Origin of the sequence: Mycolicibacterium sediminis, from assembly GCF_010731735.1 — a bacterium.
Taxonomy (GTDB): Bacteria; Actinomycetota; Actinomycetes; order Mycobacteriales; family Mycobacteriaceae; genus Mycobacterium; species Mycobacterium sediminis.
Map to the genome: position 1 here is coordinate 2,899,378 of NZ_AP022588.1, position 22,441 is coordinate 2,921,818.

The following is a 22,441-nucleotide window of genomic DNA, read 5'->3' on the forward strand; positions in this document are numbered from 1 at the left end:
CCTGACGAGACGTCAGGCGGCACGTCGTGCGTCAGGTTCCGGGTGCGAAACCTGGAATCAGTTCGGTGGCAAGCGCTTTGGTGGGGATGTGCGCGTCGAGCTGACACGAGATCGCCACGTTGGAGGCGATGACGCGCATCGGGATGGCGAGCCGCGCCGGGATGTCCATCTGCCGCGCGGCCTTGATCTGATCGACCGAGAGGTCCATGTTGCGGGCGGCCATCTTCTGCAACCACTTGCGTGAGTAGTGGAAGACGTCGACCTCGAGGGGCTCGACGTACTGGCGCAGCATGTCGTCGACTTCCCGTCCGGAGACCTTCTCGCCGCGCTGGATGAACCCGACCTGCTCCATCGCGGGGAGGAGCTTGTCGTAGTCCTTCTCCATCGCGTACCGGACGACGTGGCCCAGTTCGACGGGGATGCCGCCGGGAAGCGGTGCCACGGCGCCGAAGTCGAGGACGCCCATCTTCCCCTCGGGCAGCAGCATGAAGTTCCCGGGGTGCGCGTCGCCGTGCATCATCTCGAGCCGGCGCGGTGCGTCGTAGGTCAGTTCGAAGAGGCGGGTGCCCATCAGGTCGCGCTGCTCGACGGTGCCTTCGCGGATGATCTTCGCCAGCGGGATGCCCTCCATCCACTCGGCGATCACGACCTTGGGAGCGCTCGCGACGATTGCGGGCACCACGAAGTGCGGGTGGTCGCGGTAGGCCTTGGCGAAGGCACGCTGGTTGTCGGCTTCGAGGCGATAGTCGAGTTCCATCTCGGTGCGCTCGATGAGTTCGTCGACCACGCCCTGGACGTCGGCGCCGGGGGAGAGCTGCCGGAACACCGACACCATGCGCTTCATCGTCTTGAGGTCGGCGCGCAGCGCTTCGTCGGCGCCGGGGTACTGGATCTTGACCGCGACCTCGCGGCCGTCGGACCACACGGCCTTGTGCACCTGGCCGATGCTCGCCGACGCCACGGGCTCGTCGTCGAACGACGAGAACCGGCTGCGCCACTTGGTGCCCAGCTGTGCGGCGAGTACGCGGTGCACCTTGTCGGCGGGCAGCGGCGGCGCGTCCTTCTGCAGCTTGGTCAGGGCCTCGCGGTAGGGCTCGCCGAACTGTTCGGGGACGGCGGCCTCCATGACCGACAGCGCCTGGCCGACCTTCATCGCGCCGCCCTTGAGTTCACCGAGGACGGTGAACAGCTGCTGGGCAGCCTTCTCCATCAGTTCGGCGTTCACCTCGTCCCTCGACGAGCCGGTGAGTCGTTTGCCGAGACCCAGCGCGGCACGTCCCGCGATGCCTGCGGGAAGTGACGCGAGCTTGACGTTGCGCGCGGCACGGCCACGCTTGATGTCTGCCACGTCCCCATTGTCCACGACGAGCCTGTCAACGCCTCTGTGACGTCTGGAACACCGGCTCTCAGCAGTCGCAGCGCGGATGCCGCGACCACCGCCGACTGGTCGTCGATCCGGTTGCCACGTCGAACTCCCACGTGGTGTCCAGCGTCGGCGGTGGCGCCGCCTGAGCGCCCACCTCGCCCGTCGCGCGCACCGCGGTGATCACGCGGTCCACCTGGTGCAGGGCGAGCGCGGCGGTTGCCAGCACCGTCGCCCGGTCGGCGGTGCCGACGGCGTGGCGCAGTTGGGCGGCCACCGCCGGCCACGCCTCGTCGCGGTCGCTGCGGTGCAGATCGGCGCACTGCAGACAACTCGTCCTACCGGGCAGGACGAGGGGGCCGATCAGCCCGGTGCCGTCCCGCACCCGCACGGCGAGGTGCGGGACCCTGGCGTCGTGGAGGTCGCGGACCACCTGGGGGTCGGTGACCAGGAAGTCGGTCAGGACGACGAGGTCGGTGTTCTCGGACTTGACCCCGGCGTGGCTGAAGCTGCTGTGCCGCACCCGGGTTCCCGAGCAGCGCAGCGCTCCGGCGAGCAGGTCGGACAGCGGGCCGCGGCCGTGGATGCGGACCGACGCGGACCGGACGTGCGGGGCGGTGGTGCGCACCAGCTCGTGCCGGGTGAGCGACGCGAGGAGATCGTCGACGTCGCCGGCGTCCTCGGCGCCCCGGTTCAGGGCCAGTGCCACGAGGTCGGACGACGTGATGCCGGACTGCATCCGGCGGAGGACGTCGGCCAGTGCGGACGCGGACAGTCCGGCGGGCGGGCGGACCAGGATGGCCCGGCGCGGGTCCCACCCCACCTGCACGGTGTGGTCGGGCCGCATCAGGACGGGCATCGCCGGGTCGAGCGTGTAGCGCAGCACCCGCCGACTCAATCACGGTCGGCGCGAGGCGCGCTCTACTTATCCACAGGGGGGTCCTCTGGACCGCCCAGCTCCTTCTCGAGGTCGGCGATCGCCTGATCGATCCCGCTGGTGTCGCCGCCGAGGACGCGGTCGATGAACCCGGCGGGCTCGTCGAGGTCGTCGGCACCGGGGAGCAGGTCGGGGTGCTGCCACACGCCGTCACGGGCGTCGGCGCCCACGGCCTCGGTGAGCTTCTCCCACAGGGCGGCGGCCTCGCGAAGTTTGCGGGGCCGCAGTTCGAGTCCGACCAGCGTGGCGAAGGTCTGCTCGGCGGGACCGCCGGTGGCGCGTCGCCGACGCAGGGTCTCGCTGAGCGCGGAGGTGCCGGGGATCCGGTCGCCCAGCGCCGCGGTCACCACCGTCTGAACCCACCCCTCGACCAGCGCCAGCAGTGTCTCGAGGCGCTCGAGGGCTACGACCTGTTCGGGGGAGGCCTTCGGCTCGAACATGCCCTGACTGAGCAGTTCCTCCATCTTCGAGGGGTCGGTGAGGGCGGACGGGTCGATGCCGCGCGCGAGGTCCTCGATGCCGCTGGTGTCGACCTTCATGCCCTTGGCGAACGCCTCGACGGCGCTGAGCAATTGGCTCGACAGCCACGGCACGTGGCTGAACAGCCGGTGGTGGGCGGCTTCGCGCGCGGCCAGGAACGTCATGATCTCGCTGCGCGGCTGTTCGAGTCCCTCCGCGAGCGCCTCGATCGCGTCGGGCATCAGGGCGGCGACGCCCTTGGGTCCCAGCGGCAACCCGATGTCGGTGGAGGTCAGCACCTCCTTGGACAGCGTGCCGAGGGCCTGACCGAGTTGGGAGCCGAACGCCATCCCGCCCATCTGCGACATCATCGCCAGCAGTGGCCCGGCCATGGCCCGTGCCTCCTCGGGCAGCGTCTGGGTCCAGACCGCGGAGATCTGTTCGGCCACGGGGTCGCACAGCCGCTTCCACGTGCCGAGGGTGTTGTCGATCCAGTCGCTCGGCGTCCACGCGACCGACTGCGTGGTGCCCGCGGGCAGCGGGGTGACTCCGTCGAGCCACGTCTCGGCGAGCCGGACGGCGTCGGAGATCGCGGTGCTGGTCTGCTCCGGGATGGGCTTGACGAACCCGATCGAGTTCGACGCCAGCTGGCGGGCCAGGTCGTAGTTCACCGGGCCGGACTGCGCGCCGCCACCCATGACGTTGCCTGCGCCGCTGAACATCTCGCCCAGCTTGGAGAAGATCTGGCCGAGGTCGCCCATGTCGAATCCCGCGCCACCGAAGCCGAACGGATCCTGCGGGCTGTTCGGGTCGCGATCCTTCTTGCGCTTGTCGGGGTCGTTGTCGTCGTCTCCGCGGTCATGGGAGGAGAAGCCGAAGGGCAGGTCAGACATAGCTCAACGGTACCCACCGGGGCCGGCCCGCGTGGGGCTGCGGGTCACGCCACGAGTGAACTCGTGCACCGTCGACCTCGGCCGGCGAGGCGCTGGGGGAGGTTCGGGCCCGGCGAGCCCTAGTGTGGGCAGCGTGATTGGCGGGTTGAACAGGCGGCTTCTGACCGTGCTGGTGGCGTTGGTGCCCATCGTGGCGTTCGGGTTGCTGCTGTCGGCGGTCCCCGTGCCGTTCGTCGCGCTCGGCCCCGGCCCGACGTTCGACACCCTCGGCGAGGTGGAGGGCAAGCAGGTCGTCGACATCGAGGGCACCGAGGTGCAGAAGACGTCGGGGCACCTGAACATGACGACCGTCTCGCAGAGCGACGGGATCTCGCTGGGTCAGGCGATGGTGCTGTGGCTGTCCGGACGCGACCAGCTGGTGCCGCGCGCGCTGGTCTACCCGCCCGACAAGTCCAAGGACGAGATCGACGAGGGCAACACGAAGGACTTCCAGAGTTCGGAGGACAACGCCGAGTACGCCGCGCTGTCGTTCCTCAAGTACCCGGCGGCGGTCACCGTGGAGTCGGTGACCGACCCCGGTCCGTCGGCGGGGAAGCTGAAGACCGGTGACGCCATCGACATGGTGAACGACAAGCCCGTCGCCAACCTCGAGGAGTTCACCGCGCTGCTGAAGGCGACGAAGCCGGGCGACCAGATCGTCATCGACTACCGCCGCAAGGGCGGTGACCTGGGCACCACGACGGTCACCCTGGGCGACAACCCCGACCGCGACTACGGGTTCCTGGGCACCGGCGTGCGTGATGCGCCGTGGGCCGACTTCACGATCGACTTCAACCTGGCCAACATCGGCGGGCCGTCGGCCGGCCTGATGTTCAGCCTCGCCGTGATCGACAAGCTGACCACCGGAGACCTCAACGGCGGGAAGTTCGTGGCGGGCACCGGCACGATCACCGCCGACGGCAAGGTCGGCCCGATCGGCGGCATCACCCACAAGATGTTGGCGGCGCACGAGGCCGGAGCGACGGTCTTCATGGTCCCGGCCGAGAACTGCGCCGAGGCGAAGACCGCGCACGAGGACGGGCTCACCATGATCAAGGTGAACACTCTGACCGACGCCGTCGAGTCGTTGAAGTCGTATTCCGCCGACGGCGAAGCTCCCACTTGCTGAGAACTCCCTTCGCGACCTTTGCGTAAGGTTGGGGCCACGCCGCGTGGTCCCTCGCTGTCGGGGGGCCCGCGACCGATCTGCCAGTGACTGGCACCCGAGAGTGGAGTAGACGAGTGGGGATGCGGCCCGCGGCAAGAATGCCGAAGCTGACGCGACGTAACCGGATCCTGGTGGGCCTTGCGCTCGCCATCGTGCTGCTGTTGTTGATCGGCCCCCGATTCGTCGACACGTACGTCGACTGGCTGTGGTTCGGCGAGCTCGGTTACCGCTCGGTGTTCACCACCGTCCTGGTGACCCGCATAGTGGTCTTCCTGGTCGCCGCCCTCGCGATCGGCGCCATCGTGTTCGGGGCGTTGACGCTCGCGTACCGGACCCGCCCGGTGTTCGTGCCGTCGGTGGGCCCGAACGATCCGGTGGCCCGCTACCGCACCGCGGTGATGACGCGGATGAAGCTGTTCACCATCGGCGTCCCGGCCTTCATCGGCCTGCTGTCGGGCATCGTCGCGCAGACGTACTGGGTGCGCGTCCAGATGTTCCTGCACGGCGGTGAATTCGGCGTGGCCGACCCGCAGTTCGGCATGGACCTCGGCTTCTACGCGTTCGACCTCCCGTTCTACCGGCTGGTGCTGAGCTACCTCTTCGTCGCGGTGTTCCTCGCGTTCATCGCGAACCTGCTGGGCCACTACCTCTTCGGCGGTATCCGGCTGGCCGGCCGGACGGGTGCGCTGAGCAAGGCGGCGCGCATCCAGCTCATCTCGCTGGGCGGCACGCTGATCCTGCTCAAGGCGTTCGCCTACTGGCTCGACCGCTACGAGCTGCTGAGCAACACCCGCGGTGGCAAGCCGTTCACCGGCGCCGGGTACACCGACATCAACGCGGTGCTGCCCGCCAAGCTCATCTTGCTGGCGATCGCCGTCATCTGCGCTGCCGCGGTGTTCTCCGCGATCTTCCTGCGGGATCTCCGCATTCCCGCGATCGGCGTCGTCCTGCTCCTGCTGTCGTCGCTCATCATCGGCGCCGGCTGGCCGCTGATCGTCGAGCAGTTCAGCGTCAAACCCAATGCCGCGCAGAAGGAATCGGAGTACATCAGCCGGAGCATCACCGCCACCCGCCAGGCGTACGGCTTGACCGACCAGACGGTGACCTACCGCGACTACAGCGGCAACTCCCAGGCGACGGCCCAGCAGGTGGCGGCCGACCGGGCCACCACGTCGAACATCCGGCTGCTGGACCCGACGATCGTCGGCCCCGCCTTCACGCAGTTCCAGCAGGGCAAGAACTTCTACTTCTTCCCCGATCAGCTGTCCATCGACCGCTACCAGGGCCCCGACGGAAACCTGCGCGACTACGTCGTCGCGGCGCGCGAGCTGAACCCGGACCGCCTGATCGACAACCAGCGGGACTGGATCAACCGTCACACCGTCTACACCCACGGCAACGGCTTCATCGCCTCGCCGGCCAACACGGTGCGCGGCGTGGCCAACGACCCGAACCAGAACGGTGGCTACCCCGAGTTCCTGGCCAGCGTGGTCGGTGCCAACGGCGAGGTCGTCTCGCCCGGGCCCGCGCCGCTGGACCAGCCGCGGATCTACTACGGCCCGGTCATCGCCAACACGGCCGAGGACTACGCGATCGTCGGCCGCAACGGCGACGACCGCGAGTACGACGTCGAGACCAACACCGAGACGAAGAACTACACCTACGGCGGCACCGGCGGCGTCCCGGTGGGCGACTGGCTGTCCCGTAGCGTCTTCGCCGCGAAGTACGCCGAGCGGAACTTCCTGTTCTCGAACGTGATCGGCGAGAACAGCAAGATCCTGTTCAACCGCGACCCCGCCCAGCGCGTGAACGCGGTCGCGCCCTGGCTGACGACCGACAACGGGGCCTACCCGGCGATCGTCAACAAGCGCATCGTGTGGATCGTCGACGGCTACACCACGCTCGACAACTACCCGTACTCCGAGCTGACCTCGCTGTCGTCGGCCACCGCCGACTCCAACGAGGTGGCGCTGAACCGGCTCGCACCCGACAAGCAGGTGTCCTACATCCGCAACTCGGTGAAGGCCACCGTCGACGCGTACGACGGCACGGTCTCGCTGTACCAGCAGGACGAGAACGATCCGGTGCTGAAGGCCTGGATGGCCGTCTTCCCGGACACCGTCAAGCCCAAGTCCGAGATCACCCCGGAGCTGCAGGAGCACCTGCGCTACCCGGAGGACCTGTTCAAGGTGCAGCGCGCGCTGCTGGCCAAGTACCACGTGAACGACCCGGTGACGTTCTTCTCGACGTCGGACTTCTGGGACGTTCCGCTGGACCCGAACCCGACGGCCAGCAGCTACCAGCCGCCGTACTACATCGTGGCCAAGGACATCGCGCAGAACGACAACTCTGCGTCGTTCCAGCTGACGAGCGCGATGAACAGATTCCGGCGTGACTTCCTCGCCGCGTACATCAGCGCGAGTTCGGATCCCGCCACGTACGGCAAGATCACCGTGCTCACGATCCCGGGTCAGGTCAACGGGCCGAAACTGGCGTTCAACGCGATCAGTACCGACACCGCGGTCAGCCAGGACCTCGGTGTGATCGGCAGGGACAACCAGAACCGGATCAGGTGGGGCAATCTGCTGACCCTGCCGGTGAGCAACGGCGGTCTGCTCTACGTCGCGCCGGTGTACGCCTCGCCGGGCGCGAGTGACGCGGCGTCGTCCTACCCGCGTCTGATCCGTGTCGCGATGCTCTACAACGACCGGGTCGGCTACGGGCCGACGGTGCGTGACGCCCTCGACGAGCTGTTCGGGCCGGGTGCGGGCGCCACCGCCACCGGGCCTGCGCCGACCGTCGGTCAGCCGGGCAACGGGACGCCGCCGGCTGCGCAGCCGCAGCAGGGCAGTGTCACGCCGCCTGCCTCGCCGCCGCCGGGTCAGGGCAGGGCGCCGGAGGTTCCGACGCCTGCCGCGGTGCCGCCAGGTGGACCGGTGCAGCTGTCACAGGCGAAGGCCGCGGCGCTGCAGGAGGTCAACAGCGCGCTGGACTCCATCCAGACGGCTCAGCAGAGCGGCAACTTCGCGCAGTACGGCGAGGCGCTCCAGCGCCTCGACGATGCGATGGCGAGGTACCGCGACGCGGGCTGACGCCTGACTGACGCGATGTCCCCCGATCCCTGGATCGGGGGACATCGTGCTGTCGGGGCCCGCCGTGCCAAGCGGACGCCAAGTGACGTCGATGATCCTTTCGCCCGACGGCACTGCTGAAAGGACCACCGATGACCATGACCCGCGACGTCGACACCCTGGACGAGCTGCGGGACGCCGTTCCCGCACCGGTCGCACTGCCGGGCGAACGGGTCTACGACCGCGCGACGCCGTGGAACGTCGCGGTGCCGGTGCGTCCGGCAGCCGTGGTGTTCGCGACGTCGGCGGCGGACGTGGCGACCGTGATGCGGTTCGCCGCCGCCCGCGGCCTCCGGGTGGCCGTGCAGGCCACCGGACACGGTGCGACGGCCGTCGGCGACGACACCGTCCTGATCCTGACGAAGGGGCTGTCGGGATGCGTGATCGACGTCGTGGAACGCACCGCGCGGGTGGGCGCGGGCGCCACGTGGCAGCAGGTGATCGACGCCGCCGCGTCGCAGGGTCTGGCGCCGCCGTGCGGGTCCGCTCCCGGGGTGGGGGTGGTCGGCTACCTCACCGGGGGTGGCATCGGCCCGCTGGTGCGCACGGTGGGGCTCTCGTCGGACCACGTCCGGGCCGTCGAACTGGTCACCGGCGGCGGCGAGGTGCTGCGGGTGACGCCCGACGAGCACCCCGAGTTGTTCTGGGGCGTGAGGGGTGGGAAGTCACTGCTCGGTGTCGTCACCTCGATCGAGTTCGACCTGCTGCTGATCGACGAATTCTACGGTGGCGCAATGTACTTCGATGGTGTCGATGCCGCGGCCGTGCTGCACGCCTGGCGGTCCTGGAGTGCGGCCCTGCCCGAGACCGTCAACACGTCGATCGCGATCCAGCAGTTGCCGCCACTGCCCGGCGTGCCAGCGCCGCTCGCGGGCCGCATGACGGTGGCGGTGCGTTACGTCGCGGTCGGCCAGGCTGCGAACCGCGGCGCTCGCGTAGACGCCGAGGCCGCCGAGCGGCTGCTGGCACCGATCCGTGCGGCGGCCACGCCGATCCTCGACTCCGTCGGCGTGCATCCGCATGCGGCCATCGGCATGGTGCACGCCGATCCGGTGGACCCGATGCCGGTCGGTGAGGACCACGCGCTGCTGGCCGATCTACCGGCCGAGGCCGTCGACGCGATCCTGGCCGCCGCGGGTCCGGGGTCCGGGTCGCCACAGACGATCGTGGAGCTGCGCCTGATCGGTGGGGCGCTGGCACGTGATCCTCGTCACCGCAGCGCATTCTGCCACCGGAATGCGGCCTATTCGCTGTCGACGATCGGCGTGCTGGCCCCTCCGGTCGCCGAGGCGGTGTCCCCGCACGCCGCGGCTCTCGTGTCAGCGCTCGGTTCCTGGTGCACGGGTGGTCAGATGCCCAATTTCGCGCAATCGCGCGCCCCGGAGCGGCTCTCCCGGAGCTACGACCAGGACACCCTGCACCGGCTGCTGGCGCTCGCGGCTCGGCACGATCCCGCCGGTGTACTGGCCTGAGCAGCCGATTTGGTTTTAGCCCAACGGCTTAGGTAACCTTGCGTTCACCCGACGCGGGGTGGAGCAGCTCGGTAGCTCGCTGGGCTCATAACCCAGAGGTCGCAGGTTCGAATCCTGTCCCCGCTACCAGGTAGAACGGCCCCCGGAGATCACTCCGGGGGCCGTTTTCATTAGGTTTGTGAACGCATTTGTGAACGTTAGCTTGGCTAATTGCGCAGCCGGAGGTCGCCCTAGCTGTCGTCGGTGTAGCGCGGCACCACACAGCTGCGGCTCATGATCAAGCTGCGACGCTTTTCTCTCGGAGTAGAGCGGTTCCGCCGTATCGCCATAAGACCTCTAGTAGGCGCTGGCGCCTCGTTCGTGAGGTCGCCGGGAACCGCGCCCGCCGGAGGACAACGGTGGGTCGACGATGTCGCCGGGAGGTGAGAGAACTAGTCGTCTATCCACGCTTCGGGTATCAGTGCTTCGCCATTCCGCCAGTTGTCAATGACGGCATCCTGGAACCAATCATCTGCCAGGTTGGCATGGTCGCAGACTATAATTTGCAACTCACCGCCAAGCTCACCCACCACGTCTCGCATCAGGGTGAACTGACGCCGCACGGCCTCCCAATCCGCGTTCTCGTCGTTGGCGGCGTCTACGACTTCTTCGGGGAAAAAGGCTTGCGTGGGTTGATCAAACATCAAGAAACGCGGTACGGGTCGACTCTGAGTAACGAACCAGCGATGTAACGCCAAGTGTGCCACCAAATGATAGCCAACCCAGTTCTCGGCGCTTCCCATGCGCTGCAACGGCACTCGCCTGTTTGGTTCCTGCACGGCCACTGTCAGTTGAACTGGATCGAGGCGTACGAAATACCGAGACCCCTCCAGCTCCAGGAATCTTGCATATTCGGTCATTACCGCCGAGATGGCATCCATAGTTGACCGCAATGCAGCCTCAGGGTTGTCTTGGTCGTAGAGTTCTTCCAACCGAGCTAATTGCCCTCGGGCTCTCCTTTCAGAACTTCGTAATTCGCCTATGCTTTGGTCGATTTCGACTCCGCGATCAAGTTCCTGGGTAACCCGTCCTTGCAGGAAAGCGACCCGTTCTCGTAGCTCTCTGCCGGCTGCAACTGCAGCTTCTTGCTGAGCTATCGCCTCTAACTCGACCGCATTTTCACGCAAAGCCGTGAGCATCGGGTTTCTTGCTGCGCGTAATTGCTCAATTACAGAGCCTCGCCGAGTCTGCGATCCCCGCGAGTCATTCAAACGACGCTGCAGCTCTTCGAATAGGAGCCGGAGGTCGGTGATCGTCTCATCCGGCTCAACGAGTGTCTGATCGCATAGGGGACATGACACAGCCTGCTCGTCCTTGCCGGAGCCCTTCGGCAGCATCAAATCGAGCGCGCGGAGTCGGTCTAGCTGAATTCCCGCTTCGACTCCTGAGCTTGACTGCTCAGTCTGAAGCCTCGTCAGCACCTCGATCTGATCGTCTAACTCGCGCAGACGGACGCGAGTGAGGCGATTCTCCTCATGGATTTCGATCTGGCGATCCGAGAGTGGCTCGCCTTCGGCGTCGGTGTCGTCAGGCCTGAACTGGAGGATCTGGTTCAAGACGTCGGCCGTCTGATCAGGCGTGATTACTTGATCGTCGCGGAGGACGCGCAGACTTACTGCGGAACGCACGAGGGCAGACACTCTTCTATCGCGCTCGTGCACGTCCTCGTTGGCTCGCCGCAGCGCTCCTTGTAGTCGTTGCAAATTTCTTCTAGCTGCAACGAGTTGCCTATAAAGCGCAGCTTGCTCTGGGCTGGACGATCCCACGAAGTAGGGCAACGTCTCGCGGATCGTCACACGTAGGTCATCATCGACCTGCCGATGAAACAGAATATCCTGACTGGCTATCTCACTTTGTTTCTGAAAACAATAAAACAAAGCCTGGCGAATGGAAACATCGAAAGATGATCGCAAGGAACCATCGCCATGTTCGATTGTAAAATGTTCTATGCCAAGTCTTTCGGACAAACTATCACGCAGAACGTCAGTGTCCGCATTGACCATCAGATCGTTAAAATTGGGCGGGCCGAGGGATGCGTCACCCACCGTGATCATTGCGCGATTTGTGCTCGCGGATTCTGGATTCGGACGGCAGAGTAATATTCTTTCGTCACTTCTTTCAACGAGAAGATAGTACCAAGAAACGTAGGTGCTAATGCCGACAGGTATTGTATTTGAGTTTCGGCCTAAGCAGAACTCCACTATGTCTAGTAGGGCTGACTTTCCAGTCTTCGACTTCCCCGTTAAAATGTTCAGCTTTCCAGGCTTGAAAAATACGTCTCGCCTCTCGCCGTCATGACTGAACACGCCGAGTGAAATTATTTGCACGTTATTTGCCTATTCCGAGTAATTCGAGAGCGAAGGCTGTCTGGATTCCGTTGAACCAGCGCCCGCATATCCGTGCGGCTCTTGTTGAAGTAGCCAACTCTTCCGGCCAGGCCGCAGTCGGATTGCGTGGTTTGGCGAGAGCGACGAGGTTGGTGCCGACGAGGCCGAGGCGACCTACGCGGAGGCCCCGCCGAATAGCGCGTTTCGTCGGCTCAGCCATGACGGCGACCCGGTGATCCATGTCAGCAGTCAGTTGCGGATGGGCCACTGCCCACGCAGCTAGAGTCAAGCGGGAATCTCGCGGCAACTCCTGGCGAGTCGGGGGATGCAACGTGAGGGGCAGGATCAAGAAGGCGGCGGGCCAAGGAAGGCCTTCGCTGCCATGCTGACTCTTGAACCAGCAAGCATTTACAAGCAATTCGGTCGCAAACGCTGAGTTGAAAAGGGCGATGGCTTCTGGGAGGCGCCGCGGCGAAGCCGTGGAACTGTATTCAGCTTGTGGCATCGACTAGCATTTCCTCTAATTTCTGCTGGAACTCCGGGTGCCAACCAATCTGCACGCTGAGTTCGCCGTCCGCTAACGCATGGAACATCCCACGATTGAACCATGACTCTTCAAAACGCTCACGGAGTCGCGCTCTCGACTCTCGTGCCAAATCATCGAGTATTTCCTGGCCCACGACGTCTTTATCAAGCCTGCCCTCTCTGATCATGGCCGCCTTTCGGCGATCAAAGACTTGCTCCCACTCGTCGTGTAACCGGAACGCAAATCTATCAATCTCTAATTCAGAAACCAGCTGATAGCGCAACCAAAATGATCGCTGCGTGTATGAGCGATGGTAGTCACGGATAGCTTTCCAAAGTCGCGTCTCATCAAGCGCAATCCATAGCAGCTGTCTAACGAAGCAACGAGTTTCGTAGCCTTCGGTGTCTGGTCGGCCGATAAGCAGAATTGCAGGGTCGACCGGCAACGTATCTGATTTCAGTTGATCGACGCAATCAGCCACTGCGTTCAGCAAATCGTGGCCGGTGACGGCTTCGAGCGATCCCGCCAACAAATCGATAGCTACGCCGGTCCACCACCCTTTGAGCAGCTCAATGAACACCTCAGTGTTTCGCGGCGCGGAATAGCGGAAAGCCTTAGTTAATGCATCGTTCAATTGAGGCGCGCGCGGCGACGCGTCCTCAATAACGATGCGGTCGACGAGATTCTCACGCTCTGATTCGTCGAGATCAATAAACCGTTGCCGCCAAGATGCCGTTGTCTTATTGTCCGACGCCTTCGCAGCGGCGAGCAGAGCGGCGATTGTGTTGTCGACGTCTCGTCCAGTGCCTGGGCGAAGACCGGCGAGGTCCGAGTTGTCACCGACCTGCGCCGTTGTTACAAGTCGGAGTACCACGTTCAAATCGCTCGGCACGTCCATCCATACATTTAGCGATCGCCACAGATCCACGCTATTGATAGACAGGACTGCAGGTGTGCCGACGTGATGCTTGAGCTGAAGAAGGTCGACCGGGGACCCTTCCAAGTCGAACTGAATGTCGTCAAGGCCTTCGAGTCGCAGTTCGAATGCCGGATCTTCGGCGGCGCGCACTGCCAGTTCGACCAGCGCCCATAAGCATTGATGCACATAGCCCAGCGCCTGGCCGGCGACGCCATGACTCGCAGTGGCCATCGCTATTTTCCCCGTTGCAACACGTTCGCTTGCCCCCCGGTTAGTGCGGTCTTGCGAGTACGTTATCTTGCTGCTCTACCGCTGGGCCTTGAACTGTTACATCACGACGTCGGCGGGCGGGCATCGAGGCCATGGTGTGTGGGCTGGGGTGAGGGGCACCGGCCCTGCGTGCGCCCGATCGGTTCAACACATCGCGCAACAGCTCCGAACTCAGGACCAGTGTGACTCATGGGGCCGGCTCCTAAGCTCGGCCGCCACACGTGATCTCCGCCAAGCCGACAAGCTCATAGAACGCTGATCTGCCACCGCAGAAAGCTTTCGCCCATGAACCCGGGGTGCGCATGTAGTTCGGTACCGACTGGCGTCTACGTCCGCGCTCGGCGATCCCGTCGTCATTCAGATCGCGGTTATTGCCCTAGTCACCCTTCAATCAAAAACGCCGCGACCTGCTCCGCAGCGTCTCGATCATCGTTCTTGAGCACATGCGCATAGGTCTGCAGGAAGAATCCGACGTCTGCGTGCCCGATGCGTTCGCTCACGATCTTGGGACTGACGCCAGCCTTCAGAGCGGCGGTCGCGTACGAGTGCCGAAGATCGTGGAAGGTGATTCGTTCGAGCCCGGCGGCAGCCGCCAAGCGGTCGAACCTCTGACGGATGGAATCGGGGTGCGGCGGTCGGCCGTCTTGGAACGTGAAGACGTAGTTCCCGGGGTGATAGTCCGTCCCGAAGAATGCCCGCTCTTCATCTTGGAGCTCACGCCACTGCTCCAGTGCCGCAGCGGTAGTTCGGTCAATCGCGATAGTTTGATCTGCGTTGCGCGTCTTTCCGCCGGCCTTATCTCGCGCGTGCCCGCCAACGACCACTCGGTTGTCGTGCACTGTGATCTCGCGAGCGTCCAGGTCGACGTCATGCCATCTGAGGCCACAGATCTGCCCGCGACGGATTCCGGTGGTGAGTTCTAGAAGAAAGAGCGCGGCGAATCGATCGTGGCTGACCGCCCGAAGAAACTTCTGTATCTGCTCCGGGTTCCACACAGTGCGCCGAGCCCGGGAACGCTTAGGCGGCCTCACGTTCGCTGCTGGGTTGTGAGCCTTGTACTTCCAGGCGACGGCATCGACCAACGCTCGGTGGATCATGGCGTGAATGTTTCGAACAGTCTTTGGTGCTAGCCCGGGATCCACCCTTCTCGGTACGATTCCTGCTTTGTACCGACGGACAGCGGCACGGGCGGCGTGAATCGTTGTGCCACAGGCCTCGGCGACTTCACGGGGTGCCGGCGACTCTCCGTCGACCACATGGCTCAGCCAATAGCGATACATCTCGTAGTTTCGGTCTTGCTTGATCCGGCCTTCGGTAAGGAGTTTGGCGTACAGCTTCAGCAGTTGTGGCTCATCGAGCTGCTGGAGCTTCTCTGCCCCGATGTGCGGCACAACGTAGCTCCTCGCGTAGTCCTTCCAGTTCTGCCACGTTGTGGCATCCATTGATGCCTCAACGGCGACGAACCATTCCGCGAAGAATTGAGCAACCGTGCGGGTAGAGGGTCGCACCACGCGACCCTGATCCGCTTCCCGCATTGCATCGCGACACGCTTTCCATGCCTCCTTCTCAGTCGGAAATCCGCCCTTCGAGATCGTGGGATATTCGCCGGTGGAAGCATCTCTTTCAGGCGCTCGGAAACGGTATGTCCATGTCCGCCCACGCTGATAGACGGCTCCCTTCACGAGGCGATCAACTCACGCAGTTCTGCAGTGACGATGTAGACGCGTCCTCCCAGCCTGCGCACAGGAAGCTCGCCAGATGCAGCGAGTCGGTAAGCAGCAGCGCGGCTAATTCCCAGAATGCTGGCCGCGCGGGGGACCGCGAGGAGCAGCGGAAGATGATCAAATACGTTTGACTCCATTTGATTTCACCTCCCCTCAGCCGTCGTTGAATTGTCTCTAGACACTGACAGCTTCTGAGGGCTGCACCGCGGGCAGAACTCCGCTGCTTCTGTGCCGTCCGCCTGTGTGACTGTGATCGTGCGCGACAAGGGGTCTTCGCACTCGCCGCACCACGGCCTCTTTCGCCGGACGGAGAAGGTCGGTGGGGTTGGCAGCTCTGATAGCCGCGACGCGAGAACGGCAGCGGGATTACGGACTCCCTCAGGCCGGGATGAAAGGTGGGCCAACAACGTTTGCGATGTCCAGCCCGCCGCGAAAGCCTCCTCGATTGCCGGTGACAGTCTTCTCGCGTCTCTCCTGCTAATTCGCCACGGCGTGGGAAGAGACTCCAGCACGGAGGCCGATGATGGTTCGGGTGGTGGTTCTATTGAAGGGTTCAAGGGGTCCGCGAATTGGACCTCCGGCGGTCCGGGAGGTGAACCGTCTCGGTCTGGAGATTGGACGGTCCCGGTCGCGTTGGCGGACTGAGGGAGTCCGACATCAAGACTGGGGCGCGAGTGCGTCGCATCGGGAACTTTGAGGAGGTAGTGACTTGGGCGTCTGGCTCCGGATTTGTGGTACTGAGCAACTCGCACAACGAGCCCGGCCTCTTCCAGCTTGCTGAGCGCCTTTAGGACCGTGCTTCGCGCAGCACAAGATTCCGACACGAGCGTACCTAGGGACGGGTAGCAGGAGAGGCTCTGGTCTGCGCGGTTCGCTAGCAGCATGAGGATAAGACGCTCGATAGGAGTCTCGACCTCGATACTTATTGACCAGTTGAGTGCTTTCCAACTCATCTATCGCCCCTACTTACCAACATCATTGCGTCGATCATTCGGTTTCCACACTCTCTCGAACGGCTAAAGGCGAACGCTCGGACGGACGTCGTGCACGCTCGCTCCGGCTGTCACGAGCTGTAGCAATCTCGGTTAACCGGAACGTAGTTGAACGGATGAAACGGCGTCCACTACGTTGGGCAACTTAGTCAGATTTCAATGCCTGTCGTCATCCCGCCCGGACAAAAGGCGATCTGGAACGGTGCGGGGCGCTACGCCGCGACCGGCCATGTCGTCTGCGCAAGGGGGCATCAGAAACATCCACGCAGGGACCGCGGGTATGCGTCCTCTGTGGTCTATCCGTGCGAGCCTGGCAACCCGAAACTAGTTTTGCAGCAGCATGGTTGATCACTAGTTGAGTGCTAGTTGACCCCTAGTTGGCGACTCGTTGTGCACTGGTGAAGCATTCATTAGTCCATGAACGTATGCGTCTCTGACAGTCGGCCGGGGGCGACCAGTGCTGTTGTTAGGTAATACCTTTGGATTGGTGGTCAATCACCGCGCTGTACCGGTAGCCTGGGGGTGTGTACCGCACCACGTCGGCTGCAGGCTTTGGGCGATGGCAGTTGAGCCCCGTCGAACGCGCGCGCCTCGTCGTTGTGGCCACGGTGACAATGGGTCCGATTGGCTTCTCCGAAGTCACGGAGGCATGTTGTGAACGATGAACTGAGTCAGGCAAATAACCGCGGATTCGAGCTCGGCAGGAGACATGCCGCACTTGCGGATGTCATTGGACAAGCAGCACTCTGGGCAAGATCTTTCGGGGTTTCAACCGCCGAGGTCCTACCTGATGGGTCGGTGTTTATGACATACCCGCTCACGCAGCATGCTGACTACCTCATGGAGCTTTGGAGGCTTCTTGGGGGCGCGTGCGTCAACCTGGCCTCCTCTTTCGAAGGCCGCATGAGCGCCCAGGATGTGTCAGTAACGCCACCCAGTTACGGGGCTGCGATCCAGTCACCGACATACGTGATCGGCGCAGACTTCGTACACGTCCTTCAATCAAGAAGCGCGCATCGCTCGACTTTGCAGGATCTTTGGCGAAATGAAGTGACAAACGCAGCAATGTATCTCAGTGTTTGCGGTATTCGCACTGACGGGCTGGAGCGGTATGCCTCGATCTCACAAGCGCTCTTCGACGACGCTTCGACAGTGGTTCGTGAAGCCTACGCACACTCGGTGGCGGTCACCTATGGGCGGATTTGGGCTCGTGCTTCCCAGGCCAATGAGGGACGGGTACTCATGGCATGGATGAAGGCACTGGCTGACGGAGGGTTCAGCTACGAGGAGTGCGTCGTGGAACTGCGCGACCTAAAAGTTGCATCGCCGGAGGCGGTGTCCTGTTGCCTCAATAGCAAGAGTGCTTGGCTGCAAGAAGAATGAGCGTCCTGATTCTGGCGGGCATTCCTAATACGGAGTTCGATGTCCGAGTTCCGTTTTTTGATTTCAGATATCAAGGATGGTGTTGTGTGCGCTGCAGGTAAGGACATCGGAGTTGGTCGGAGCGTCCCTGGTCGAAAGTCTGTCGATATTTTGCTCTCGGTGCCTGAAGAATTGAAAGAGCGCATGGTCAACACCATCGCGTGGACGCGGCCCCATACCGGCATCAGTACTCAACAACAGTTCATCCGCAAGGCAATGGCTGATCTATGTGACCAGCTCGAACGTGATTACAACGGCAGCAGAACATTTGAACCACCCGTAGTTCTCGACGAGTGAAGGCATTCCTCGCAGACTCGGCGGCCTGGCTCCCTCGTAGGTGCGCGGCGAGCTCGCCGCAGTCGACGACCTCGGCGGGTCAGTCCGTCGTTTGTCCCCTGCGAGTCGTAGGCAGTGGGAATTTCGTCCGTTAGTGTCTGACCGCGGTGGGCCGTAGCGAGCGCGGATCTCCTCCTCGCTGAGCGTGCTGTCTGCTTCTGACTCCTGCAGCGATCCTCACAGGTCTGCCTCATTGATGGGCCAGTCATCGACGTCGAGTGCAGCGCTTATGTCCTCGTCGGCCGGGTCAGGCTCTTCCCACACCGCGGCTTCGGTAGGGGGTAGCGGCTCGTCGAAGTCATCTGGGATAGCGAGGTCGGGCAGTTGACCGAAGCGGCGCGGGGGAGTTGGGGGCAGAGGAAGCTCTGATCCAGCGTCACCGTCCTCGCTTGTCATCCCTCCAGGATAGGGAAGTTGGGACATCCGGCGCGGGAACGGACGGGCTCATCGTGGTGGGCGACGCACTCAGGCGCTCGCTTCTGGCTTTCGCCTCGTTGTCGTCGAACTTCGATTCCACTCGCGAGGTTTCTCTGCTCGAATCTCGACCACTTCAGGCACACCCTCCACCAGCGCTGATTTGTCGAGTGTTACCTATAGGCAACAGAACTGCGGAAATTTGCTCTTTCGAATGTGCCCTCGGCGGTGGCCCGGTGTCACTCGCTCGCGATACCGTCGTGTCATGACCATGAGGGGCCGGTGGCGTCACCGCACCGGGATCACCGCCGCGAGGGCGGCGTTCGTGGTCGCAATAGGTGCAGTGGTGACCAGCGGCCTGGCCCTCACTCATCCGGTCGAACCGAGCCAGCACACGGTGAACGTGGTTCCCTCGCCGCCACCCACCTACAGCAGCAGCGACACCGCGGCCGCGAAGGCGGCGGCCTGCTCGGAGTGGGATCGGGCGGCACGGTCGACGGCGTTGGCGAGCAGGTCCAGCGCCGAGGCGCTGGAGCAGAGCTGGACAAGCCCGGAGAGCCTCGCCGCGCTGGCCACGGAGAAACGTACCGGTATGGCCGCGGTTTCGTACCTGCGTACGCAACTGTCTGACGCCACACCAGCTTCAACGGCGAAGCCTCTGCGTGCCTGGATGACAACGAGAATCGACATGCTTCACGCGCTAAATTTGCGGCACTGGGACGAGGCCGATCACGAACAAGAACGCAGTAATGAACTGATCGATGTCATCACGTCCGAGTGCGGGTTGCGCTGATGCCGGCTGTCGGAGGGTCTGCGGGATCGTATGGACGGCTGATCGTTACGCCAGATATGGAGCCACCGGACGCGACGCACTGGGACACCCAGGAGCAGACCTACCGGGCTGGTGCCGCGGCGTGGGACGGAATCCACCAGAAAATCGTGACTGACAACGCGGAGTTTCGCGATGCCGCGGATTCGCAGGGCTTCGACGAGGCGCACCGGGCGGGCGCGGTGTTGGCCGAGGAAGCCAAGACGATCGCCGAATGGCACGAGAAGTGCGCCAACAAGTGCGCCGATATCGCCACGGTGCTACGCGATACGCGCTCAGGACAGGAGCAGCTCGTCCGCGAAGCGGACGCCAAAATCGCGAGCGCGAAGCTTCCAGGCGAAGCCCAGGCCCTGGTGACCCATTACCAGGGCATAGCCCGATACCAAACCGAGGCGGGAGTAACCGCCGCAGTGGCCTCCCACACCGCCTTCAAGGCAAGCACCGAAAACACAAGGGCACTAGATCTTTTAACGAAGTGGGGCGATGTTTCCACCGCTCCACCAGTCCAGCCCGTCGACCATACGTCGCCCGGCATTGAACAGGACGAAAGCCCCTACAGCGACACCGAAAAGCGGGAAGCCGGGGCCGACGCACCCGAGCCTGTGGCCGACGCGCCGACAGATCCGGCAGGTACGTCAACCACTCAGCCTGGAGTTGGTCCCGGCAGCAAGTCGGCCGCAGGTGACGAGGGGATCAAGGCCGCGACCGGACCGGCGACGCAGCCGACGCCTGGCGTGACTTCTTCACCGGCGGCCTTAGCGCTCGGCGGTGGCGGTATGCCGTCGATGGGCGGCATGGGTGGCGGCGGGATGGGTTCCGGTGGGGTTCCGAAGATGCCCGGCGGTCTGGGAAGTGGCGGCATGCCGGGGATGGGGTCTAACCCGCTGAGTGGCGGTGTCGGTCAGATGCCCGGCGCAGCAAGTGGTGTGCCGAACTCAGGAGCCGTGTCAGGTGCGGGCAGCGCGTCGCCGTTGTCGTCGGCATTCATCCACGGAATGGCGACGACAACGGCGGGGATGGGCGGCGAAATACCGTCTGCACCACCTTCAGCCCCAGCGAGTCCGTCACCGGCCCTATCGGCCGGTGGTGGGCAGGCGGCAGCCCCGGTGTCGGCGGCCCCCGGCGGGGGCGTCTCGCCGGCCGCGGTGCAGCCAGGCATGGTGTCGCCCGCCGCCCCGGCTGCCGCACTTACCGGCGCGGGGACCGGCGGCGGTGGTGCGCCAATGATGCTGCCGCCGGGTTCGATGGGACCCCCAGCAGGTGCGCCGCCTCCGGCACCGACCGGGCCGGCGGGCTCCCTTAGCTCAACCAATGCCCCGCCAGCGCCCGCCCCGTCCGCAGCGAGTGCGGCTGCGGGCCCGACTCTGATTCCGGCCGGCGTGGTCGCTGCGGGCCAGACTGCAGCCGCACGGGAGCGCCGCGAGTCCGCAGACGCAGCGGCGGCAAAAGAGCTGGTCTGGAAACTGCAGCATGCCGCCTACATGGCGCGCAATCCCGCGGCAGGGTGGGCTGTCGGGGTGTTCCGCTCCCCGAGCGGCACCGAGACGGTCATCACCTCCAATGACGGGTCCAGCTACATCCCGGCTGGCGTGTTCGTTCCGCGCTCGGTACGGGTACTTTCCACAGATCCGTTGCTGGACTATGAATTTCGGCAGCGTTGGTTCGGCTGGGGCGATCCCGCACGGGTCCTCGTCGAGTACGCCCAGATGCGCGCCCAGTGGGGCTGGAAGCTGGTCGCCGCAGCCACCACGGCGGGGGTCAGCGTCTTGCGTGATGCCGGGGTGGAGCATCCGCCGTCGTGCTCGGGAGACACCAACCCGCTGCTACAACAAGGCGTCGAGATGCCCGCCCCCGTGCTCGACGACATGCATGTGCACCGGCTGGCGGTGCTGTGGCCCGAGGTGTATCCGCGGCTGCTACGCATCATGGACGCCGACCCAATTTTTCAAGACCGGATCGTCTCGGCGGTGACCGCGGCGATGATCAACGCAGCAACAACCCAGGCCCAAGTCATCGATGGCGGTATTGACGAAGCGTTACGCCTGGTCTGGGCGATCCGCGGCGGTGACCGCGAGCCATCCCTGCAGCAGTGGGCGGACTACGATAAGGCGGCCAAGGCCCTCAACGTCATGACCGCGATGCGCCGACCGGCTTTCGCCACCAGTACCGGCGCGGTCGCCGATCCCAGCGACACCACCGAAGAGCTGGCCGGCTACCGGGCGCACTGGATGGTTGCGCGTACCGCCGAGCACATCGGCGGGTGGTCCAGGCGCCCGCTGCCGCTACCCGACATGTGCTACGCCGCAGCCGCTACCGGCGATCCTGACCTGCGCGACATGATCGTCAAGGCCCTTGTCAGCGTTGAAGAGGACCTCCAATACGAGGCTCCTCGATGACGACTCCAGAGGGTGCGGACGGCGCGGGCTGGAGAGTCGAGCTGGAGCGCTGGCATGCCGAGCTGGCCAATACCATCGACCGAGCATCTCTGTGGGCACGGGAGTTTCATGTGTCCACCGGGGACGGCCGCTGGGGCGATACCTCGGCACCGCCGAGCTATCCACTGCTCGGGTACGCCCACCGGCTGGAACAGATCGGTGCGACGCTGAAGATGTTGTGCGCGAACGCCTCTCTCGACCCGCCAGTCTTGAGTTGGGATCGCACCACGCTGAAAGCGCCGCCGAGGATCCGGATACCTGGGCGCGACCCCGATTGGCGAGAGGCCGGCTACACCGAGGGCGGCCAATATCTCCTCTACATCCGGCCCAGCGGCCCTAATCCCGATATCGTTACTGCACAACAGTCTTGGCGCACTGCATTAGGGTTCGCCGCTCCGTCGGTGCTGGAACGCGAGTTCGGGATACCGCAGCTCGCTACCTACGCGGAGCAGGCTCAAGGGCTGTTCGACATAGCCCATGACACGGTGCGTGCGGCTTTCCGTGACAGCGTGGCCGCCACCTTCGGCCGGATATGGGCCACGTGGCCCACTACGGGGGACAGTGCCCGTCCGCTGATGATGTGGATGACAGAGCTTACGCAGTTCGGCTGTTCAGCCGAGGAGTGCGAGGCCGTGCTCCGCGGTATCGAGGTGTTCGACCCACAGGCCGTGGCGCACTGCCGCGCGGCCCACGAATGGTGGTACCCGGAAACAGCCTGACCGCTGGGGTTATGCGGCGGTGATGGC

18 protein-coding genes and 1 tRNA gene are annotated in these 22,441 nt (G+C 64.2%); 9 read left to right on the top strand and 10 right to left on the bottom strand.

What is annotated here, in order from left to right; genetic code table 11:
- Window positions 1-31: 31 nt before the first annotated feature.
- The 3 genes from G6N64_RS13930 to G6N64_RS13940 are packed head-to-tail and all read right to left on the bottom strand — an operon-like array spanning window position 32 to window position 3,652.
- Complete coding sequence (locus G6N64_RS13930; protein WP_163797597.1) at window positions 32-1,363, bottom strand: macrolide-binding ATPase MABP-1; 1,332 nt, start codon at window positions 1,361-1,363, stop codon at window positions 32-34.
- 43 nt (window positions 1,364-1,406) lie between these two features.
- Complete coding sequence (locus tag G6N64_RS13935) at window positions 1,407-2,249, bottom strand: TOMM precursor leader peptide-binding protein (RefSeq protein WP_163797598.1); 843 nt, start codon at window positions 2,247-2,249, stop codon at window positions 1,407-1,409.
- 35 nt (window positions 2,250-2,284) lie between these two features.
- A complete protein-coding gene (locus G6N64_RS13940) occupies window positions 2,285-3,652 on the bottom strand; it encodes a zinc-dependent metalloprotease (RefSeq protein WP_163797599.1) in 1,368 nt (455 codons plus the stop codon).
- A gap of 145 nt (window positions 3,653-3,797) precedes the next feature.
- Between G6N64_RS13940 and G6N64_RS13945 the strand changes: the two genes are divergently transcribed.
- From G6N64_RS13945 to G6N64_RS13960, 4 genes are all read left to right on the top strand, one after another.
- Window positions 3,798-4,820, top strand: coding sequence for a YlbL family protein (locus tag G6N64_RS13945; RefSeq protein ID WP_163801768.1), 1,023 nt, complete (start codon window positions 3,798-3,800; stop codon window positions 4,818-4,820).
- Window positions 4,821-4,933: 113 nt separating this feature from the next.
- Window positions 4,934-7,951 (top strand): UPF0182 family protein, encoded by a 3,018-nt coding sequence (locus tag G6N64_RS13950; RefSeq protein ID WP_163797600.1) that lies wholly within the window; start codon window positions 4,934-4,936, stop codon window positions 7,949-7,951.
- Window positions 7,952-8,082: 131 nt separating this feature from the next.
- On the top strand, window positions 8,083-9,462 hold the full coding sequence (locus G6N64_RS13955; protein WP_163797601.1) for an FAD-binding oxidoreductase: 1,380 nt from the start codon (window positions 8,083-8,085) through the stop codon (window positions 9,460-9,462).
- A 52-nt stretch (window positions 9,463-9,514) separates the two neighbouring features.
- Window positions 9,515-9,591: transfer RNA gene (locus G6N64_RS13960), tRNA-Met, on the top strand.
- Window positions 9,592-9,893: 302 nt separating this feature from the next.
- Here G6N64_RS13960 and G6N64_RS13965 read toward each other — a convergent pair.
- The 6 genes from G6N64_RS13965 to G6N64_RS13985 form a co-directional block, all read right to left on the bottom strand.
- A complete protein-coding gene (locus G6N64_RS13965; RefSeq protein WP_163797602.1) occupies window positions 9,894-11,546 on the bottom strand; it encodes a DUF3732 domain-containing protein in 1,653 nt (550 codons plus the stop codon).
- Between the two features lie 283 nt (window positions 11,547-11,829).
- Complete coding sequence (locus tag G6N64_RS30700; RefSeq protein ID WP_220100566.1) at window positions 11,830-12,333, bottom strand: three component ABC system middle component; 504 nt, start codon at window positions 12,331-12,333, stop codon at window positions 11,830-11,832.
- Window positions 12,320-13,504: an ABC-three component system protein gene (locus tag G6N64_RS13970; protein WP_163797603.1), complete on the bottom strand. Its 1,185-nt coding sequence runs from the start codon at window positions 13,502-13,504 to the stop codon at window positions 12,320-12,322. Before G6N64_RS13970 ends, G6N64_RS30700 begins: the two co-directional genes overlap by 14 nt.
- A 419-nt stretch (window positions 13,505-13,923) precedes the next feature.
- Window positions 13,924-15,225 carry a site-specific integrase gene (locus G6N64_RS13975; protein WP_163797604.1) on the bottom strand — a complete coding sequence of 434 codons (1,302 nt, stop codon included), beginning with the start codon at window positions 15,223-15,225 and terminating at the stop codon, window positions 13,924-13,926.
- A complete protein-coding gene (locus G6N64_RS13980) occupies window positions 15,222-15,404 on the bottom strand; it encodes a helix-turn-helix domain-containing protein (protein ID WP_081650107.1) in 183 nt (60 codons plus the stop codon). Before G6N64_RS13980 ends, G6N64_RS13975 begins: the two co-directional genes overlap by 4 nt.
- 6 nt (window positions 15,405-15,410) lie before the next feature.
- Window positions 15,411-16,220: a helix-turn-helix domain-containing protein gene (locus G6N64_RS13985; protein ID WP_163797605.1), complete on the bottom strand. Its 810-nt coding sequence runs from the start codon at window positions 16,218-16,220 to the stop codon at window positions 15,411-15,413.
- A 693-nt stretch (window positions 16,221-16,913) separates the two neighbouring features.
- On the opposite strand from G6N64_RS13985, the gene G6N64_RS13990 reads away from it, so the two are divergent.
- Window positions 16,914-17,642: a hypothetical protein gene (locus G6N64_RS13990; protein WP_163797606.1), complete on the top strand. Its 729-nt coding sequence runs from the start codon at window positions 16,914-16,916 to the stop codon at window positions 17,640-17,642.
- Window positions 17,643-17,681: 39 nt separating this feature from the next.
- Window positions 17,682-17,978, top strand: coding sequence for a hypothetical protein (locus G6N64_RS13995; protein ID WP_246231150.1), 297 nt, complete (start codon window positions 17,682-17,684; stop codon window positions 17,976-17,978).
- A gap of 216 nt (window positions 17,979-18,194) precedes the next feature.
- Here the strand turns inward: G6N64_RS13995 and G6N64_RS14000 are convergent, their stop codons facing one another.
- Window positions 18,195-18,413 carry a hypothetical protein gene (locus tag G6N64_RS14000; RefSeq protein WP_246231152.1) on the bottom strand — a complete coding sequence of 73 codons (219 nt, stop codon included), beginning with the start codon at window positions 18,411-18,413 and terminating at the stop codon, window positions 18,195-18,197.
- A 283-nt stretch (window positions 18,414-18,696) separates the two neighbouring features.
- On the opposite strand from G6N64_RS14000, the gene G6N64_RS14005 reads away from it, so the two are divergent.
- The 3 genes from G6N64_RS14005 to G6N64_RS14015 are packed head-to-tail and all read left to right on the top strand — an operon-like array spanning window position 18,697 to window position 22,414.
- Window positions 18,697-19,224 carry a hypothetical protein gene (locus G6N64_RS14005; RefSeq protein ID WP_163797608.1) on the top strand — a complete coding sequence of 176 codons (528 nt, stop codon included), beginning with the start codon at window positions 18,697-18,699 and terminating at the stop codon, window positions 19,222-19,224.
- Window positions 19,224-21,656, top strand: a complete 2,433-nt coding sequence (locus G6N64_RS14010) for an EspK C-terminal domain-containing protein (protein ID WP_163797609.1) — start codon at window positions 19,224-19,226, stop codon at window positions 21,654-21,656. The genes G6N64_RS14005 and G6N64_RS14010 overlap by 1 nt, the downstream gene beginning before the upstream one ends.
- Window positions 21,653-22,414, top strand: a complete 762-nt coding sequence (locus tag G6N64_RS14015; protein WP_163797610.1) for a hypothetical protein — start codon at window positions 21,653-21,655, stop codon at window positions 22,412-22,414. The genes G6N64_RS14010 and G6N64_RS14015 overlap by 4 nt, the downstream gene beginning before the upstream one ends.
- Window positions 22,415-22,441: the final 27 nt, after the last annotated feature.